The following is a 17,822-nucleotide window of genomic DNA, read 5'->3' as shown; positions in this document are numbered from 1 at the left end:
TCCAATGGAACCGTTCACAAAACTCGACGCTATCGCCGTGCCGATCGACCAGCCCAACGTCGACACCGACCAGATCATCCCGGCGCGCTATCTGGGCCGGCCGCGCGGGCAGCAGGTCGAGGGCTTCTTTCACGACATGCGACTCGACGCCAACGGCCGGCCGCGCGAGGGCGTAACGCTCAACAATCCGGCCTACAAGGGCGCGCGGATCATCGTCGCCAACCACAACTTCGCCTGCGGCTCGTCGCGCGAGAATGCGGTGACGACGATGGTCGACAACGGCTACCGGGCTTTCGTCGCGCCGAGCTTCGGCGACATCTTCTTCAACAACTGCTTCCAGAACGGCGCGCTGCCGATCCGCCTTCCGGCCGAACGGGTGGCGCGGCTGCGGGTCATCCTGCACGAATTGCCGGGCGCCAGACTGGCGATCGATCTTGCGGCGCAGACGGTCGCCGGACCGGACGGCCAGACCGACAGGTTCGATATCGATTCCTTCCGCAAGGACATGCTGCTGAAGGGTACCGATTCGATCGACTTCACGCTCGGCTACGAAAAGGACATCGTCCGCTTCGAGAACGACCAGCGCCGCGCCATGCCCTGGCTGTGACGCCGGACGTCGTGAGGCGACCTTCGCTGGCGGCATCCGCCTCTGCCTGCCGGACGCACAGCGCCCGAAGCGCAACCGGATGCCTGACCTCTCGTCGAACAAGAGGCAGCCCAAAGAAAAAGGCGGGCCCACCCTGGCTGGGCCCGCCTTGATCTCGCTAGCGATCGATCAGATCGCTTCCTTCAGATCCTTGGCGACGCGGAAGGCGACCTTCTTGGACGCCTTGATCTTGATCTGCTCGCCCGTAGCCGGATTGCGGCCCATGCGCGCCGGCCGCTGGCGGACCTGCAGGATGCCAAGGCCCGTGATGCGCACCTTGTTGCCCTTCTTGAGGTGCTTCACGACCAGACCGACGAACTCGTCGAGGGCGCCGGTGGCGTCCTTCTTGGTCATGCCCGTCTTCTCGGCCAGCTCGGCTGCGACCTTCGACAGCGGGACGGTGGGAGTGGAGGGTTTGGTAGCCATAGTTGAGGGGTCCCTTGCGATTTTATCGTTCCGCCGGCGGTCCCTGACGCCCCAAGGCTTGCGCCGACGGGCCCAAGGTTATCCACGAATCGCGCCCTCGCAAGTCCTCAATGCACGAAAAATGTCGATTTCTGGGGCTTTTTCGGCCATTTGAAGCCCCATCCACAGGTTGCAGAGAGCGTATCGCGTGCCAACGTCCCGTTTGATCCCGACCTTCGCCACCGCCGTGAACACCTGGCAGTGCGACGAAAACGACCATCTCAACGTGCAATTCTACACCGAGTTCGCTCACGAAGCCTCGGCCCATCTGATGACGTCCCTGGGACTCGGACCGCGCACGCAGGCCGCCAGCAGCCTCTCTCTATACGTGAGCGAAGACCACATCCGCTACCTCCGCGAGTTCCGCGTCATCGATGCCGTCGAGGTCCATTCCGCGCCGGTCGAGCTGGGAGAGCGCCATCTGCTGGTCTATCACGAGGTCCGCAATGCCGCCGACGGCAAGGTCGCCTCGACCGTTCGCCGCCGTATCGAAAGCGACAAGCCCTGGCCGGCCGCGTTCCGCGAACGCGCAGAGGCCGCGCGCATCGCGTTGCCCGGCCAGGCGCAGCCGCGAAGCGTCGGCACCCTTGCGCTGCCCGACCTCGCGTTGGCCGATGCCCCCAGCATAGGGTTGATCGAGGTGGGCCGCAGCGTCGTCAAGCCGTCCGAATGCGACGAGCGCGGCGCTTTCCTGCCGCGGCACCAGTTCGGCCGATATTCCGACGGCGCGCCCTTCCTGTGGAACCATCTGGGCTTCGACCGCGGCGCGATGCAGGAGCGCGGCGAAGGCTCGGTCGTGGTCGAGATGCTGCAGCATTATCGCATGCCGCTGCGCGCCGGCGACCTCTTGGTCGTCATGAGCGGCCTCGCAGACTTCACGGACAAGATCCTGAAGTTCAGCCATTTCCTTTTCGAGGCGGAGACTGGCAAGCTTGCCGCCTGCGCCGAGGCGATCGGCATGAAGTTCGACCAGAAGCAGCGCAGGATCATGCTCTTCTCGGCAGAGGATCAGGCGCGACTTGCCACGCTGAAGCTGCGGCTTCCCGGATAGGAAACAGGCTCATGGACGAAAAGACCCGCACCGCCGCCGGCATCGCGGCGATCCTTCAAGGTTTGAAATACGACGAGAAGCGCCTGGCCGAGCTGGCCGCCGAGGTCGAAGTGCTGAACGGGGCGGTGCGCAGCGAAGCGGCTCGACGCCTCACCTTCGACGACGATCCCGCCGCTTTCGCGAGCCTTCTCGGGCGCGAGGCGCGGAAATGAGAAACGACGATCTGGCCCTGGCGGATTTGAGCGAGATCGCCGATGCGATCGCTGCCGGCCGGACCACGTCGGTCGCCGTGACCGAGGCCTGCCTGGCGCGCATCGAGACCTGGCAGCCGCGGACCAACGCTTTCCTGCGCGTCGAAAGGGACAAGGCGCTCGCAGGCGCACGGGCCATGGACGCCGAGCTGGCGGCCGGCAAGCGCCGCGGGCCGCTGCACGGCGTGCCGATGGCGCACAAGGATATGTACTACCGCAAGGGCGAGCTCTCGACGGGCGGCGGTGCCATCCGCCGCGACTGGCGCGCACCGGTGACGGCGACGGTCCTGCAGAAGCTCGACGCCGCGGGAGTGGTCGAGCTGGGCTTCCTCAACATGGCCGAGTTCGCGGCGGGCCCCACGGGGCACAACGTGCATCACGGCCATTGCCGCAATCCCTGGGACGGCACGCGTGTCACCGGCGGCAGCTCGAGCGGCTCGGGCGCCTCGGTCGCCGCACGCATGGTCTATGGCGCTCTGGGATCCGATACGGGCGGCTCGATCCGCCTCCCCGCCTCCGCCTGCGGCGTGGTCGGCATGAAGGCGACCTACGGCCGTGTGAGCCGCGCCGGCGCCCTCGCCCGGTCGTGGAGCCTCGACCATGTCGGCCCTCTTGCCCGGACGGTGCGCGACAACGCGCGGATGCTGGCTGTTATTGCAGGGCCGGATCCCGACGATTCCACGAGCAGCGAACGGCCGGTGCCCGACTACGAAAAGTTACTGCGAGGCGGCGTATCGGATCTCAGGATCGGGCTTGCCCTGCCGAACGACGGTCCCGCCGCGCTCGATGCCGAAGTGGGTGCGGCGGTGCAAGCGGCGGCCGATGCCCTCGGCAAGCTCGGTGCCGCGATCAGACCCGCGACGCTGCCCGACTTCACCGCGCTCTATCGCGCCGCCGAGGTGATCGTGAAATGCGAGGCCGCCGCCATGCACCGGCCGTGGCTGGAGAAGATGCCCGGCGCCTATGCCAACCAGGTGCGCACCCGCATGGAGGCCGGCTTTCTCATCCCGGCCACGCAGTACATCGACGCGCTGCGCCTGCGCGGGCACTTCCTCGAGGAGTTCCTGGCGACCGCCATGGAAGGCGTCGATGCCGTCCTGCTGCCGGCCATTCCCTTCTCCATCCCGACCATCGAGGAGACGGACGTCGAGGCGAAGGGCGGCCCGGCAACGCTCGGCATGGTCGGTCGCTTCACCGGCCTCACCCGGCCCTTCAACACGCTCGGCGTGCCGGCGCTGTCGGTGCCTTGCGGCTTCGATGCCAACGGCCTGCCGATCGGCATGCAGCTCGTCGGCCGGCCGTTCGACGAGCCGCTGCTCTACCGCATCGGCCACGCCTACCAGGGTGTGACCGAATTTCATCGACGAGTGCCGGTCTGAAACGGAAAGATCCCTCGCTGACGCTCGGGATGACACAGCCTCATCGTGCCAGCCGAGCGCCAGCGAGGGATCTTTGATCCTACACCGCCAGATTGACGGTGACGCTCTTCCTTTGCGTGAAGCTGTCCAGCATGCCTTCGAGCGAGAACTCGCGGCCGATGCCGCTCTGCTTGTAGCCGCCATAGGACATGCCGGGCGTCTGGCCGCCGCCCTGGTTGACCTGGACCCAGCCCGACTCGATCGCATGCGCGGCGCGCAGGCCCTTGCCGATGTCGTGCGTCCAGACATAGGCGGCGAGCCCGTAGTGGCTGTCGTTGGCCATGCGGATCGCCTCGGCCTCGTCGCTCCAGCGTATGGCAACCAGCACTGGACCGAAGATCTCCTCGCGCGCCAGCCGCCAGTCGTTGGAGCGGTCGGCGAACACGGTGGGGATGGTGAAGTAGCCCTCGCTGAGAGGACCGGTCTTCGGCGGCAGGCCGCCGAACACCAGCTTGGCGTCGGAGCGATCGAGACCATCCTGCACGTACTTGCAGACCTTGGTGTACTGCTTGTTGTTGATGATGGTGCCGATGTCGGTCGCCTCGTCGAGCGGATCGCCGATCTTGAGCGCCGTCGTCTTCTTCTCGAGCTTCTTCAGGAAGCTGTCGAAGATGTCCTCGTGCAGGAAGAGCCGCGAGCCCGCCGTGCAGCTCTGGCTCTGGCGGGTGAAGCGCATGGCGCCGATGATGCCGTCGACCGTCCAGTCCTCGTTGACGTCGGGGTAGACGATCGATGGGCTCTTGCCGCCGAGCTCGAGCGACACGGGCACGATACGCTCGGCCGCGGCGCGCATGATCACCTTGCCGACCTCGGTCGAGCCGGTGAAGGAGAGCTTGCGGATTTTGGGATGGTTGGCGAGCGGGCCGCCGCATTCCTCGCCGTAGCCCGTCAGCACGTTCAGCACGCCGGCCGGCACGAATTCCTGGCAGATGTCGGCCATCATCAGCACGCCGAGCGGGGCGTCCTCGGCCGCCTTCATCACCATGACGTTGCCGGCGCAGAGCGCAGGCGCGATCTTGAGCGCGCCCAGCATCACCGGCGCGTTCCACGGGATGATGGCGCCCACGATGCCGATCGGCTCACGGCGCGTGTACGACAGGACATGCTCGCCGAGCGGCACGGTCTCGCCCTTCAGCTCGGACGCGAGCCCCCCGAAATAGCGGAAGATGTCGGCGGTGAGCTTGGCCTCGCCGCGCGCCTGGGTCCGCAGTGCATTGCCGGTCTCAAGCGCGATCGTCCGCGCGAGCTCCTCGACACGCGCCTCGATCGCCTCGGCGATCTTGAGCAAAAGCTTGCCGCGCTCGCGCGGCACGACCGCCTTCCAGGCGGGGAATGCTTTCTCTGCCGCGGCGACAGCCGCCTCGACATCGGCCGCCGCCGCGCGCGGCACTTCGGCGACGGCGGTACGCTTGGCCGGATTCTCGACAGCGAAGCGCTGGCCCGAGGCGGCGCCGACCCACTTGCCGCCGATCAGCATCCCTTTGGGTTGGTAGGTGCCGGAGACGGTGGGTTGGGGTTTCAGTTGCGTGGCGGTCATCGACATGCGGGTCCTCCGGATCCAGAAATTGGCCCGAAGTTTGGCCCGCATGTCGCGACGCTACAAGGCTCGCGCGCCTCTACGCCGCCGGCGCGAGTTGCGACACAAGCGCCTCTTCCGCACCGAGCGTGCGGGCAACGGCATGAACCGTTGCGGCGATCCGCACCGCCGCCTGGATCTGCTCTGCCGAAAGACCATGCTCGCGCAAGACCTTCTCGTGGCTCTCCACGCACATGCCACAACCGTTCACGGCCGACACGACCAGCGACCACAACTCGAAGTCGACCTTGTCGACGCCGGGCTTGGCCATCGCGGTCATGCGCAGCTTCGCCGGCATGGTCTTGTAGTCGGCCACGGGCACGAGATGCACGAACCGGTAGTAGATGTTGTTCATCGCCATCAGCGCCGCCGCGATCCTCACGGCATTGAGCGCCTCGCGCGAGAGCTGCCCCGCTAAGGCGTCGACCACCGCTTTGGCGGTCGGCGCATGGTTCGCCGCCAGGGCGGCAGCGATGAAGCTGCCGGCCTTCTGCTGCTCGCTCAGGACCTGCTCGGACGCGAGGCTCGACAGGTTGAGCTTCAGGTCGCGCGCATAGTCCGGCAGCCGCTCCTTCAGGAGATCGAGGGACATGATCTGCTCCTCAGGCAGCCTTCAGGACCTCTTCGCCCTTCTGCCAGTTGCAGGGGCAAAGCTCGTCGGTCTGCAGGGCGTCGAGAACGCGCAGCACTTCCTGCGGATTGCGGCCGACCGAGAGATCGTTCACCGACACGAATCGGATGATGCCGTCGGGGTCGACGATGAAGGTGGCCCGCAGCGCCACACCCTCGTTCTTGTCCAGGATGCCGAGCGCGCTCGAGAGCTCGCGCTTGAGGTCGGACAGCATGGGGAACGGCAGCGCCTTCAGGTCGGCATGGTTCTGGCGCCACGCGAGATGCACGTACTCCGAATCGATCGAGACGCCGTAGACCACGGCATCGCGATCCTTGAACTCGCCGTTCAACTTGCCGAAGGCCGCGATCTCGGTCGGACAGACGAAGGTGAAGTCCTTGGGCCAGAAGAAGACGACCTTCCACTTGCCCTCGTCGGACTTGTCGTTGATCTGCCTGAAGGCGGCCTTGGGGTCGATATTCACCACCGCCTTGAGGTCGAATGAGGGAAACTTGTCGCCAATGGTCAGCATGAAACGCTCCGTAAAATCACACTTTGGAACGTTTCTAATATGGAGAGATAGCCTCTAATTGCAAGTCATTCTCAGAACTATTTCAATGATTGATTATGCTTTTTCCTTCAAAGACTTAGCCTTCCCTTTTGCCTTCTTCCCGGTCAGTTCGCCGTACTTCATCCCCTCGAGCTTCAGCCCGTCGGGATCGAGGAAGAACACGGCGTAGTAGTCCTCGTAATATTCGTCGGCGGGATCGACGATCTTCACGCCTTCCTTCTCCAGCCAGGCCTGCAGCTCGTCGACATCGCGGCGGTTGCGGAGCTGGAACGCGTAATGATGGAAGCCGACATCGCCGATCTTGTACTGTTTTCGACCTTCCGCCTCTGCGATCCAGTAGCGTGTCTTGCCGTTGGTCCAGCCGATCGTGCCCGGATATTCGTCCGAGATTTCGAAGCCCAGGAAGGTGAACAGCTTCGAATAAAAAGCCTTCGACCTATCGTAGTCGCTGACCCTGACGGAGATATGGTCAATGCCGACGACGCGACACGGGACCTTGGGCATGGCAGCCTCCTGTGTATAGATGGACAACCGGAGACGAAGATCTAAGTTCCCCCACCGATGCGTCTTTCCGTCCTCGACCAGTCGATCGCCGTTGCCGGCCGCCCGCACGAAGAATCGATCCGCAACACCGTCGCGCTGGCCCGACATTGCGAGGCACTAGGCTACGACCGCTTCTGGGTGTCGGAGCACCACAACCACCCGACCATCGTCGGCACGGCGCCCGAAATCGTGATGGCGGCGGTCGCCGCCACAACCGAGCGTATCCGCATCGGCAGCGCCGGCATCATGCTGCCGCACTATTCGCCATTCAAGGTGGCCGAAGTGTTCCGCGTGCTCGATGCGCTGGCGCCAGGCCGCATCGACATGGGCCTCGGTCGCGCGCCGGGCTCGGACGGACGCACTGCCTTCGCCCTCAATCCTGCCGCCAACGAACGACCCGAGCATTTCCCGGCCGACGTGCGCGACCTGATGGCCTGGGTGCGCAACGAGCCCCTGGTGCAGGGCCATCCGTTCGCACCGGTGAAGGCCTATCCCAACGGTCCGACCTCACCCGAGATCTGGATCCTGGGCAGCTCCGACTATGGCGCCCAGGTCGCGGCGCTGTTTGGCCTGCCCTACTGTTTCGCCTGGTTCTTCAGCGATGGCGCGGGCGGCGAGCGCGCCATCGAGCTATACAAAAAGAACTACCGGCCGAGCGCACGCCATCCGCAGCCCCACTCCGCTCTCTGCGTCTGGGCGCTGGCCGCCGACAGCATGGAAGAGGCGCAATACCAGCTGACGCCGCGCGCCCTGTCGCGCATCAATCGCGACAAGGGGCTGCTGGGCCCGCTGGTGGCACCCGAGGTGGCCGCCGCCGCGGCGCTCGCGCCGCATGAGCAGGCCAAGATGGAACGGCTGCGCAAGGAGACCTTTGTCGGCACCGGGCCCGACGTGATGGCGCGCATCGTCGAGCTGAAGAACCGGATCGGCGTCGACGAGATGGCGGTCGTCACCTGGACCTACGACGAAGCGGTCCGCCGCAAGAGCTACACCCTCCTCGCCCAGGCCGGCGGCTTCGCCCCCGCCTAACGCGGCTCGGTCCAGCTTTCGGAGAAGGCGAGCGCGCAGGTGCTGAACGGCTGGCCCTCGCGCTCGCGCGGCCAGGGTTGGCCCTTGGCTTGCGCGCCGTTCAGCGTCAGCCGGGCGGCAAGCGCGGGCACCAAGAGCGTGCAGACGCCGTAGGGCCTGGGATTGGGCGGCGCGTTGGGCTGGGTGTGGATGAGCAGAGGCTCGCCGATATCGTGCCAGGTGAGCGAGATCTCGGCTTCCGCCGACGAGACGTGCTCGGTCCAGAAGTAGCGGGGATCGCCCGATTTCATGAAGGAGGCATCGGTCACGGGAATCGCGAGGTCCTTCAGCTCGGGATTGAGCATCCCCTGTACCGTCTTCTGCAGCCAGCGGGCCATGGCGATATTGTCGGAATAGATGCGCCAGCGGCCGTCGGTGAGCTCGCTCTTGAGGTAGAGGACGTGGCCCGGCCCGGCCGGGCAGAAGAGGATGCGCCAGAAGCTCGCATCGGTCGAATTGGGATCGCCGTCACGTGCGCTGAGACGAATGAACGGATTCTCGCCCGTCAGGATCGTTCGATTGGGGTCTGCAATGGCCATCTCGGCTCCTCCTTCCCAAGCTTCGGTCAGAGAACCTGATTGCGCAAGGCAGTCTCGCCGCGCCACAGCCGCTCCAGGTTATCGACCAGGATATCGAGCACATTGTCCTCGTAGCGGCGTGTCTCGCCGGCGGTGTGCGGCGTGATGAAGACATTGGGCATGGCCCAGAGTGGCGACGAAGCCGGCAGCGGCTCGTCGGCGGTGACATCGAGCGCCGCGGCCCAGATCTTCCCGCGCTTCATCGTCTCGATCAACGCGGTCTCGTCCGCCACCCGGCCGCGCGCGACGTTGACGAACACCGCCGACGGCTTCATCGCGGCGAACGCGGCCGCGCTCATGAGCCCGGTGGTCTCCGGCGTCAATGCACAGGTGAGCGCCACAAAATCGGCCTCGGGGACCAGCTTCACAAGATCGCCCATCGCATGGATGGAGTCGGCGCCGTTGTCGCCCTGCGCCGGATCGCGGCGGATGCCGATCACCTTCATGTCGAAGGCCCTGGCGAGCCGCGCCAGATGGCTGCCGATGCGGCCCATGCCCACCACCAGCAGCGTCTTGCCACCGAGCTCGTCCTCGCGCTCGGCAAGATCGCCGATCATGCCGCGCCAGGTCTTCCTGTGCTGATTGTCGCGTGCCTCGGGCAGCCGCCGCGCCACGGCGAGAAGCAGCGCCATCGCATGCTCGGCCACCGCCCGGGCATTGACGCCGGCCGCGCTCGCCAGCCGAACCTTCTTTGCGCCGAGCTGCTCCCTGGAATACTGGTCTATGCCCGAGCTGATCGACTGGATGAACTTCAGCTTCGGGGCATGGGCAATGAGGTCGTTCTTCCACATGCCGGAAACCACGACCACGTCGGCCTCGCCGATCCTCTTCTGCAGCTCGTCGTAGGCCCGGACCTCGAAGTTCCTGATGCCGGTCTGGCGTGCATCGAACCGGTTCTTCATCTGGTAGGCCGCGTGCGCAAAGCAGATCGTGAGCTGGTCCTTCGACGGAAACATTGGCCCTCCCCCGGCGCAAAATGCGAGACTGACATCCACCGCACTTACCGGGGAATCGCCATGCGCCGCAACCTGCTTCGCGAACGTCTCATTGCCGGACAGCCGACCGTCGGCACGCACATCCTTTCCTGCTGGCCCACGCTGGTCGAGCTGATCGGCCATTCCGGGCAGTACGACTATGTCGAGTTCACGGCCGAGTATGCGCCGTTCGACATGCACGACCTCGACAATCTCGGCCGCGCCTTCGAGGTGGCGGGGCTCGCCGGCATGATCAAGATCGAGCAGACGCAGTACATGCACCAGGCGATGCGCGCGATCGGCTCGGGCTTCCAGAGTGTGCTGTTCGCCGACATCCGAACCGTCGAGGATGCCCGGACGGCGGTGAACGCCGTGCGCGCCGAGACGACGATGGCCAGAGACGCGCGCGGGCGCGGGCTGATGGGCGTCGGCATGCGCCGCGATGTCGGCGTCGTGCGTCAGGGCGGGCAGCCCGCCTATGTCGATGCCCTGAACGACGTCGTGATCGCCATCATGGTCGAGAAGAAGTCGTGCGTGGACGATCTCGACGCCATCCTGTCGGTGCCCGGCATCGACATGGTCCAGTTCGGCGCCTCCGACTTTTCCATGAGCATCGGCAAGCCGGCGCAGTACGGCGACGCCGAGGTGCTGGCGGCCGAGAAGAAGACGATCGAGACGGCGCTCAGGAAAGGCCTGCATCCGCGCGTGGAGCTGCGCGATCCGGGCCAGGCGGACAAGTATCTCGAGATGGGCGTGAAGCACTTCTGCATCGGCTGGGACGTGCGCATCCTGGCCGACTGGTGGGACAGCAAGGGCGCCGAGATGCGCGGTTTGCTGGAGGGCAAGGCCGAGGCGCCGGCCAAGCCGGCCGTCAAGGCTGTCGGCAACTACTGAGGCCCCGTTGGTTGCGCCGCCCATCGCGCCGCGGCGTCCGACGCGGCGCACGCTGCATGGCGTCACGCTCACGGACGACTATGCCTGGCTGAAGGACGAGAACTGGCAGGAGGTGCTGCGCGATCCGTCGCGGCTGGCGCCCGACATCCGATCCTACCTGGAGGCCGAGAACCGCTACACCGAGACCGTCCTCGCGCCCACCGAAGAACTGCAGAAGACCCTGGTCGCCGAGATGCGCGGCCGCATCAAGGAGGACGATTCGGGTGTCCCCACGCCCGACGGACCCTATGCCTATCTCTGGAAGTACCGCGAAGGCGGGCAGCATGCGCTGATCGGCCGGGTGCCGCGCGACGGCGGCGATTTCCAGCTCGTCCTCGACGGCGATGCGCTGGCCAGGGAATCCGACTACTTCAAGTTCGGCGGCACGCGCCACTCGCCCGACCACCGGCTCGAAGCCTGGAGCGCCGACCAGCGCGGCTCGGAGTATTTCACCATCCGCGTCCGCCGCTGGACGGCGGGCGAGGATTTGGCCGACACGATCGAGCAGGCCAGCGGCAACGTCGTCTGGGGCCGCGATTCGACGTTCTTCTACTATGTGCGGGTCGACGACAATCACCGCCCCCTGCAGGTCTTCCGTCATCGGCTGGGCACGCTGCAATCCGATGACATCCTCGTCTACGAGGAGAAGGATCCGGGCTGGTTCACCCATATCCATGAAAGCGCCAGCGGCCGGTTCTGCGTCATCGCCGGTGGCGACCACGACACGTCGGAACAGCGGCTGATCGATCTCGCGCTGCCGGATGCGGCGCCCCGCCTGATCGCACCGCGCGAGAAGGGCGTGCGCTACAGCGTGGCCGACCGCGCGGACGAGCTCTATATCCTGACGAATGACCGAGGCGCGATCGATTTCCGGATCGCCACCGCGCCGCTTTCCTCTTCCGGTCGCGAGCGCTGGCGCGAGCTGGTGCCTCACCGGCCCGGCGTCTACCTGTTGGGCATCGAGCTCTACGCGAACCACCTGGTGCGCCTGGAACGGGCCAACGCCCTGCCGTCGATCGTGATCCGCGACCTTCGCGATGGGACCGAGCATGCGATCGCCTTCGAGGAGGCGGCCTATTCCCTCGATGTCGTCGGCGGCTACGAGTTCGACACGACCACCGTCCGCTTCGCCTATTCGTCGATGACGACGCCGGCCGAGATCTACGACTACGACATGGCAAGCCGCACGCGCATCATGCGCAAGCGGCAGGAAATCCCCTCGGGCCACGATCCGGCCGCCTACGTCACGACACGCATCATGGCGAAATCGCACGACGGGGCCGAGGTTCCGGTCTCGATCCTGCATCGCCGGGACCTTGCCCTCGATGGCGGTGCACCGTTGCTCCTCTACGGTTACGGCTCCTACGGCATGGCGATGCCGGCGGCGTTCTCGTCCAATCGGCTGTCGCTCGTGGATCGCGGCTTCGTCTATGCCATCGCCCATATCCGCGGCGGCGCCGACAAGGGCTGGTCCTGGTATCTCGACGGCAAGCGCGAGAAGAAGACCAACACCTTCGACGATTTCATCGCGGCGGCGCGCTCGCTGATCGAGCGCCGGTACACTTCGGAGAAACGTGTCGTGGCGCATGGCGGCAGCGCCGGCGGCATGCTGATGGGCGCCGTCGCCAACCGGGCAGGCGATCTCTTTGCGGGCATCGTGGCCGAGGTGCCGTTCGTCGACGTCCTCAACACGATGCTGGACGACAAGCTGCCGCTCACGCCGCCCGAATGGCCCGAGTGGGGCAATCCGATCACGGACGAGGCCGCCTTTCGCACCATCCTCACCTATTCGCCTTACGAGAATGTGCAGGCCAAGGCCTATCCGGCGATCCTCGCCATGGCGGGCCTCACCGATCCGCGCGTCACCTACTGGGAGCCCGCCAAATGGGTGGCGCGCCTGCGTGCGACCATGACCTCGGGTGGCCCTGTCCTGCTGCGCACGAACATGGGCGCAGGCCATGGCGGCGCCGCCGGCCGGTTCCAACGACTGGACGAAATCGCCCTCGCCTACGCCTTCGCGCTCTGGGCGGTGCGCCTCGTCTGATCAGCGCCGCACGACGGCATGCTGGCCACCTGCCTCGTCCGCATTCATTTGCCGGAAGGTGGCGACGGCCTGCGCATGGAAGGCACGTTCCTCGGGGCCGGCCTCGACGACCGGGCGGCGCTCGTCGTCGAAATGGCGGTAGCGGTCCTGCCCGCGCACGAGCATCGCGGTGACGCGCGTCTTGCTGGTGCAGCGCGCCCAGGTCGGGATGTAGCTGATGCCGAGCCCGATACGCCGGTCGCTCGATCGGTTGGGTCGCGAATTGTGCACCAGATGGGTGTGATGCAACGAGAACTGGCCCGCCTTCACCGGCATGAACGCGGTCCTGGTGCGATCGACCTCGGCCGCCAGCGTCTGGCCACGCGACAGCAGATTCTCCGGGTCCTGCATCTCGGCGTGGCGAAGCTGGCCGAGCTTGTGCGACCCTGGAACCACTTCCATGCAGCCGGCCTCGATCGACGCATCGGTCAGCGCCACCCAGGCGGTGACATGGCAAGCCGGCTCGAGGGCGAAGTAGGTCGCGTCCTGGTGCCAGCTCACGTAGGTATCCGAGCCCGGATCCTTGGGCCAGACGCTGAGATGGAACAATCGGATGTCGGGGCCGATCAGGTCCTCGACCGCGTCGAGCACCTCGGGCGCATGGACGATCTCATCGACCCAAGGGAAGAGCAGGTGCGGCTTGAAATTGTGGCCACGCCCCATCTTGTGGCCCTCGGTGCGCTCGAAGGCCTCGAGCCTGTCGCGCCAGGCGCGTGCCCGATCGGCCGTGAAGCCCTCGATCGGACAGATGTAGCCGTCGCGCTCGTATGCGGCGATCTGATCGGCAGTGAGCTTCCTGGGCATGTCAGTGCGCCGTCCAGCCGCCGTCGGCGAACAGCAGCGTCCCGGTGACAAAGGACGAGTCGTCGCTCGCCAGGAACAGCGCCGCCTTCGCCACCTCTTCGGGCTGGCCGATGCGGCCCATCGGATGGCGCTGCTTCCAGAACGCACGCGCCGCCTCGGGATCGGCCTGCCGTTGCAGCGAACGCGCCGGCATCGGCGTATCTATGACGCCCGGCATCAGGGCGTTGACGCGGATGCCCTGACGCGCGTGATCGACGGCGATGGTCTTGGTGAACGAGGCGATCGCGCCTTTCGACGCGACATAGGCCGCGTTCTTTCCCAGGCTCGACTGGGCAAGCTGCGATCCCACGGTCACGATGGCGCCCGATCCGGCGGCGATCATCGGCTGGATGGCGTGATGGACCCAGAGATAGGTCCCTTTCACGTTGACGGCGAAGGTCTTGTCCCAGGTCGCCTCGTCGAGACTGTCGACAGTCCCGCCGAGCGACACGCCGGCCGCCGTGAGCAGCACGTCGACCCGGCCCCATGTCGCCATGACCCGTGCCACGCCTTCACGGGCCTGGCTGCCACTGCTGACGTCGGCCGCAACTGTGATCGCCTGTCCACTTCGGCCTTCGATGTCCGCCGCGACCCGTCCCAGGCCCTTCTCGTCGAGGTCGACCAGTGCGAGGCGCGCGCCTTCCGCCGCGAACAGGCGCGCCGATGCGGCGCCGATGCCGGACGCGGCGCCGGTGACAATGGCGACACGGCCCTCGAGCTTCATGGCGGCGAGCATAGCGCTCCAGGCCGCGCGAAAGAAGTCGAGCGCCTTGTGCCGGCTTGCGCCCCATGCCCTAATTCCGGCGGTACGCGTACGGGTTCGGAGGGCGCAGCACAGCACGCGAAACGCAGGAGGAACGCCATGAAGGCCGCAGTCGACAAGCTGCTGAAGGAATCGGTCGCCAGGGGCGACGTCCCGGGGGTGGTCGCGGTCGCGACCGACGCCAAGGGCACGACCTACGAGGGCGGCTTCGGCAAGCGCGTGCTGGGCCAACCGGCCGAAATGACGCCCGACACCGTCGTCTGGATCGCCTCGATGACCAAGGCGATCACCGGCACGGCGGCGATGCAGCAGGTCGAGCGCGGCAAGCTCGGCCTCGACGCGCCGGCCAGGTCCGTCATCCCCTATCTCGGCGAGGTCCAGGTGCTCGAAGGGTTCGACGCCGCCGGCAAGCCCAGGACGCGCAAGCCGCGCCGCGACATCACGCTGCGCCACCTGCTCACCCACACCGCCGGCTTCTCGTATGAAATCTGGAACGGCGACATCGCCAAGTACCAGCAGGCGATGGGCGTGCCGGGGATCACGGGCTGCGAGAACAAGGCGCTGACCACGCCGCTGCTGTTTGACCCCGGCGAACGCTGGGACTACGGTATCAACATCGACTGGGCCGGCAAGATGGTCGAGGCGACGAGCGGCAAGAAGCTCGGCCAATATCTCGAGGACAACGTGCTGGGACCGCTCGGCATGGACAGCACGGCCTTCTTCATCTCGCCCGACATGCGCGGCCGGCTCGCCAAGATCCACCACCGCGGCGCCGACGGCGCCCTGACGCCCGACATGGAGCTCGAGATCCCGCAGCAGCCGGAGTTCGAGATGGGGGGCGGCGGGCTCTACGGCACCGCGGGCGACTACCTGAAGTTCGTGCGCATGATGCTGAACCAGGGCAAGTCCGATCGGGGCGAGCAGGTGCTGAAGCCCGAGACCGTGGCGCAGATGTCGAAGAACGCGATGGGCGATTGCAAGGTCTGCGTGCTGAAGACGGCGATCCCGCCGCTCTCCAACGATGCGGAGTTCTTCCCCGGGCTCGAGAAGCAATGGGGGCTGAGCTTCATGATCAACAATGCGCCGGCACCGACCGGGCGGTCGGCCGGCAGCCTCGCTTGGGCAGGACTCGCCAACACCTATTACTGGATCGACCAGAAGAAGGGGATCGGCGGAGTCTATGCAACGCAGGTCCTGCCTTTCGCGGACGTCAAGGCGCTGCCGCTCTATTACGCTTTCGAGAAGGCAGTCTACGACGCCTGACCAGCCATCGGGCTAGCCTGCAAGGGTAAAGAGCTCGGTCTCCTCGCTCACGCCGCGCAAGCGGTGGCGGCCGAGTGAGGCCAGATGGTCGCGGCTCCTTCCGGCGGCGGCCGCGAAGGCCTGGCTGACCAGCAGATTACGGCCGAGCTCCTTGCACAGGAGCTCGATCCGCGCGGCCTCGTTCACCGCCGGTCCGATCACGGTGAAATCGAGCCGTGCGTCGGCGCCGACGTTGCCGTACAGCACCTCGCCGACATGAAGCGCAATATCGAGGCTTGGCGTCGGCTGACCAGCACCGACCCGTTTGGCCGCCAGCAGATCCATCAGGTCCAGCGCTTCGCTGGCCGCGGTCAGCGCCAGCGCACAAGTCTCGTCGCGCCGCCGTCGTTCGGTCGAAAAGATCGCGAGCAGCCCATCTCCCAGGAACTTCAGGACCTCGCCTCCGTGTCGCGTCAGCGGCCGCACCATGCATTCGAAGCACTCGTCGAGGAGGCCGATCAGTTCGCGCGGCGGCAACCGGTCGGCGAAGCCCGTGAAGTCGCGCAGGTCAGCATAGAACAGTACCGCCTCGACCCCGAGTACCTCGCCACGCTGCACCGTGCCCGCGAAGACGCGTGCCGCCGGGTCGATGCCCAGATAGGAGGCAAGCAAGCCTTGGCCGATCCAGCGCGCCGTAGTCGCCTTCACCGCGAGCGCGAACAGAGGCAGGATCGCGTCGAGCCGCTTGATGTCGGACTCGACAAAGCCGCCAGAGCGATCGGTGCTGACCGAGCAAACGAGCCAAAGCTGCCCCGCTGCCTCAGCAACGTGAGGGGTTGGCAACCGCGGCGTCGATTCGCCCAAGGGAAAAGTTCGCCCCAGCCATTCTGTCATGCCGGCATCGCGCAGCTCGGCGAAGACCGGAGGCTCACCTTCGACGGCGGGAAGGGTGAGGTCCAACTGCTGCCTCTCGATGCCCTGCCGCAGCATCGCCGCAAACGGGCTTTGCGCTATGATCGGCGCATCGATCTCGATGTGCTGGAACTCGTAGTGCGTCGCGGGCCCCTCGCTGCGATCCCAGATCACGCTCCGGGCTCGCACCAGGGGGTGCAGCGTATCCATGCCGACGAACAGGCGAGCGGCTGCGATGCCCGCGTCGTTCAAACGCCGCGCAAAGCCGTCGATCAGCTCCTCGAACGGCAGGCTGCGCAGGCCAGCGCCGACCAGCCATTCGGAAAGCACGTCGGGCTTCATGGCGCCGGCAGGGCGACGCGCGCCGGCGGCAGGGCGAGGCCAGCGACGTCGACCCGGGTGTGAAAGATGCTGCCGCAATTGTCGCTTGGTCCGCCGCGCGAGCCGGTGACGACATAGAGATCGCGCAGATCGTCGCCGCCGAAGCACAGGCTGGTCACCATGGATAGGGGGACCGCGATGTCCTCGCGGTGTGTGCCGTCGGCATCGAACACGGCGACCCGGCCGCCATGGGCATCGGCCAACCAGACCGAGCCGTCGCCGGCGACCTTCAGGCCGTCCGGCACGCCGTCGGGACCGAGAGTCGCGAAGGTCCGCCAGGCGGCGACCTTGCCGTCGGATGCCACGTCGTACACGCGCACGATATTCGCGCGCGCATCGCTGTGATAAAGGCGCCGGCCGTCGGGCGAGAAGCCGAGACCGTTGGTCAGCAGGATGCCGTCGGAGATGGTGCGCATCGCCCCGTCGAGATCGATCACATGCAGATGCCCCGGCCTGGGTGGATCGCCGCCGAAGACGCGAAAAGCGAGCGAGCCGACATAGATTCGGCCGGCCCGATCGGTGGTGAGATCGTTGAAGCCCGTGGCGCCGGGAATTTTATCGAGCGACAGCAGCGGTCGCGTCTCCCCGCCGGAGAGCGACACCCAGGCAATATCGCGACCGCCGACGACCAGACCGCCCGACGCATGCAGTGCCATGCCGCCAATGCCCCGCCGCTTGGGCATGACGAGAGACACGCTGCCCGACCGGTCCAGCAGATGGACACCGCCGTTCAATACATCGCTGAAGTAAAGGCCGCGGGCCGGATCCCACACCGGCCCTTCGATCAGGCCGTAGCCCGTGGCGACCTGCTCGAGCTTGCGTTGCATCCATCGATCCCTTTGTCGTTCGGTCGCAGTGTAGCCTTGCAGGCGCCGCTGTGGCGACCCGGCCGCGATCTGCGCTAAGGCTGCGTC

General features: G+C 66.3%; 19 protein-coding genes. 8 read left to right on the top strand and 11 right to left on the bottom strand.

Going from position 1 to position 17,822, the window contains the following annotated elements:
* Positions 1–4 precede the first annotated feature (4 nt).
* Positions 5–607 carry a 3-isopropylmalate dehydratase small subunit gene (gene leuD, locus OJF58_RS15505; RefSeq protein WP_300778595.1) on the top strand — a complete coding sequence of 201 codons (603 nt, stop codon included), beginning with the start codon at positions 5–7 and terminating at the stop codon, positions 605–607.
* A 168-nt stretch (positions 608–775) separates the two neighbouring features.
* Here leuD and OJF58_RS15500 read toward each other — a convergent pair whose 3' ends face one another.
* Positions 776–1,072: an HU family DNA-binding protein gene (locus OJF58_RS15500; protein WP_300778594.1), complete on the bottom strand. Its 297-nt coding sequence runs from the start codon at positions 1,070–1,072 to the stop codon at positions 776–778.
* 187 nt (positions 1,073–1,259) lie between these two features.
* Between OJF58_RS15500 and OJF58_RS15495 the strand changes: the two genes are divergently transcribed.
* The 3 genes from OJF58_RS15495 to OJF58_RS15485 are packed head-to-tail and all read left to right on the top strand — an operon-like array spanning position 1,260 to position 3,792.
* Positions 1,260–2,162, top strand: coding sequence for a thioesterase family protein (locus OJF58_RS15495; protein WP_300778593.1), 903 nt, complete (start codon positions 1,260–1,262; stop codon positions 2,160–2,162).
* An 11-nt stretch (positions 2,163–2,173) separates the two neighbouring features.
* Positions 2,174–2,374 (top strand): hypothetical protein, encoded by a 201-nt coding sequence (locus tag OJF58_RS15490; RefSeq protein WP_300778592.1) that lies wholly within the window; start codon positions 2,174–2,176, stop codon positions 2,372–2,374.
* The gene (locus OJF58_RS15485) at positions 2,371–3,792 is read left to right on the top strand and encodes an amidase (protein ID WP_300778591.1); all 1,422 of its coding nucleotides are present in this window, start codon (positions 2,371–2,373) and stop codon (positions 3,790–3,792) included. The genes OJF58_RS15490 and OJF58_RS15485 overlap by 4 nt, the downstream gene beginning before the upstream one ends.
* A gap of 79 nt (positions 3,793–3,871) precedes the next feature.
* Here the strand turns inward: OJF58_RS15485 and OJF58_RS15480 are convergent, their stop codons facing one another.
* The 4 genes from OJF58_RS15480 to OJF58_RS15465 all read right to left on the bottom strand — a co-directional run bounded on the left by OJF58_RS15480 (position 3,872) and on the right by OJF58_RS15465 (position 7,092).
* A complete protein-coding gene (locus OJF58_RS15480; protein WP_300778590.1) occupies positions 3,872–5,374 on the bottom strand; it encodes an aldehyde dehydrogenase family protein in 1,503 nt (500 codons plus the stop codon).
* A gap of 73 nt (positions 5,375–5,447) precedes the next feature.
* Positions 5,448–5,999, bottom strand: a complete 552-nt coding sequence (locus tag OJF58_RS15475; RefSeq protein WP_300778589.1) for a carboxymuconolactone decarboxylase family protein — start codon at positions 5,997–5,999, stop codon at positions 5,448–5,450.
* A gap of 10 nt (positions 6,000–6,009) precedes the next feature.
* Positions 6,010–6,549 (bottom strand): peroxiredoxin, encoded by a 540-nt coding sequence (locus OJF58_RS15470; RefSeq protein WP_300778588.1) that lies wholly within the window; start codon positions 6,547–6,549, stop codon positions 6,010–6,012.
* Positions 6,550–6,642: 93 nt separating this feature from the next.
* The gene (locus OJF58_RS15465; protein WP_300778587.1) at positions 6,643–7,092 is read right to left on the bottom strand and encodes a VOC family protein; all 450 of its coding nucleotides are present in this window, start codon (positions 7,090–7,092) and stop codon (positions 6,643–6,645) included.
* Between the two features lie 57 nt (positions 7,093–7,149).
* Here OJF58_RS15465 and OJF58_RS15460 point away from each other — a divergent pair, with 57 nt between their 5' ends.
* Positions 7,150–8,160 carry an LLM class flavin-dependent oxidoreductase gene (locus OJF58_RS15460; protein ID WP_300778586.1) on the top strand — a complete coding sequence of 337 codons (1,011 nt, stop codon included), beginning with the start codon at positions 7,150–7,152 and terminating at the stop codon, positions 8,158–8,160.
* Here the strand turns inward: OJF58_RS15460 and OJF58_RS15455 are convergent.
* Positions 8,157–8,738: a hypothetical protein gene (locus tag OJF58_RS15455; RefSeq protein ID WP_300778585.1), complete on the bottom strand. Its 582-nt coding sequence runs from the start codon at positions 8,736–8,738 to the stop codon at positions 8,157–8,159. The genes OJF58_RS15460 and OJF58_RS15455 overlap by 4 nt on opposite strands.
* A 26-nt stretch (positions 8,739–8,764) precedes the next feature.
* Positions 8,765–9,733 (bottom strand): D-2-hydroxyacid dehydrogenase, encoded by a 969-nt coding sequence (locus OJF58_RS15450; protein WP_300778584.1) that lies wholly within the window; start codon positions 9,731–9,733, stop codon positions 8,765–8,767.
* 60 nt (positions 9,734–9,793) lie between these two features.
* Here OJF58_RS15450 and OJF58_RS15445 point away from each other — a divergent pair, with 60 nt between their 5' ends.
* Together OJF58_RS15445 and OJF58_RS15440 are read left to right on the top strand one after the other, a co-directional pair.
* On the top strand, positions 9,794–10,645 hold the full coding sequence (locus OJF58_RS15445; protein WP_300778583.1) for an aldolase/citrate lyase family protein: 852 nt from the start codon (positions 9,794–9,796) through the stop codon (positions 10,643–10,645).
* A 7-nt stretch (positions 10,646–10,652) separates the two neighbouring features.
* Positions 10,653–12,728, top strand: coding sequence for a S9 family peptidase (locus OJF58_RS15440; protein WP_300778582.1), 2,076 nt, complete (start codon positions 10,653–10,655; stop codon positions 12,726–12,728).
* On the opposite strand, the gene OJF58_RS15435 is transcribed toward OJF58_RS15440, so the two are convergent.
* Both OJF58_RS15435 and OJF58_RS15430 read right to left on the bottom strand, forming a co-directional pair.
* Entirely contained in the window at positions 12,729–13,571 is an 843-nt protein-coding gene (locus OJF58_RS15435) for a phytanoyl-CoA dioxygenase family protein (RefSeq protein ID WP_300778581.1), read from the bottom strand.
* Position 13,572: 1 nt separating this feature from the next.
* The gene (locus OJF58_RS15430) at positions 13,573–14,346 is read right to left on the bottom strand and encodes an SDR family oxidoreductase (RefSeq protein ID WP_300778580.1); all 774 of its coding nucleotides are present in this window, start codon (positions 14,344–14,346) and stop codon (positions 13,573–13,575) included.
* 126 nt (positions 14,347–14,472) lie between these two features.
* Between OJF58_RS15430 and OJF58_RS15425 the strand changes: the two genes are divergently transcribed.
* The gene (locus OJF58_RS15425; protein WP_300778579.1) at positions 14,473–15,636 is read left to right on the top strand and encodes a serine hydrolase domain-containing protein; all 1,164 of its coding nucleotides are present in this window, start codon (positions 14,473–14,475) and stop codon (positions 15,634–15,636) included.
* A 12-nt stretch (positions 15,637–15,648) separates the two neighbouring features.
* Here OJF58_RS15425 and OJF58_RS15420 read toward each other — a convergent pair whose 3' ends face one another.
* Both OJF58_RS15420 and OJF58_RS15415 read right to left on the bottom strand, forming a co-directional pair.
* The gene (locus OJF58_RS15420; RefSeq protein WP_300778578.1) at positions 15,649–16,869 is read right to left on the bottom strand and encodes an adenylate/guanylate cyclase domain-containing protein; all 1,221 of its coding nucleotides are present in this window, start codon (positions 16,867–16,869) and stop codon (positions 15,649–15,651) included.
* Entirely contained in the window at positions 16,866–17,735 is an 870-nt protein-coding gene (locus tag OJF58_RS15415; RefSeq protein WP_300778577.1) for an SMP-30/gluconolactonase/LRE family protein, read from the bottom strand. The genes OJF58_RS15420 and OJF58_RS15415 overlap by 4 nt, the downstream gene beginning before the upstream one ends.
* Between the last annotated feature and the right edge of the window lie 87 nt (positions 17,736–17,822).

This window comes from Enhydrobacter sp., from assembly GCF_030246845.1.
Classification (GTDB): Bacteria; Pseudomonadota; Alphaproteobacteria; order Reyranellales; family Reyranellaceae; genus Reyranella.
The sequence above is the reverse complement of the archived record's forward strand: the minus strand, read 5'-3'. Positions and strand labels throughout refer to the sequence as shown.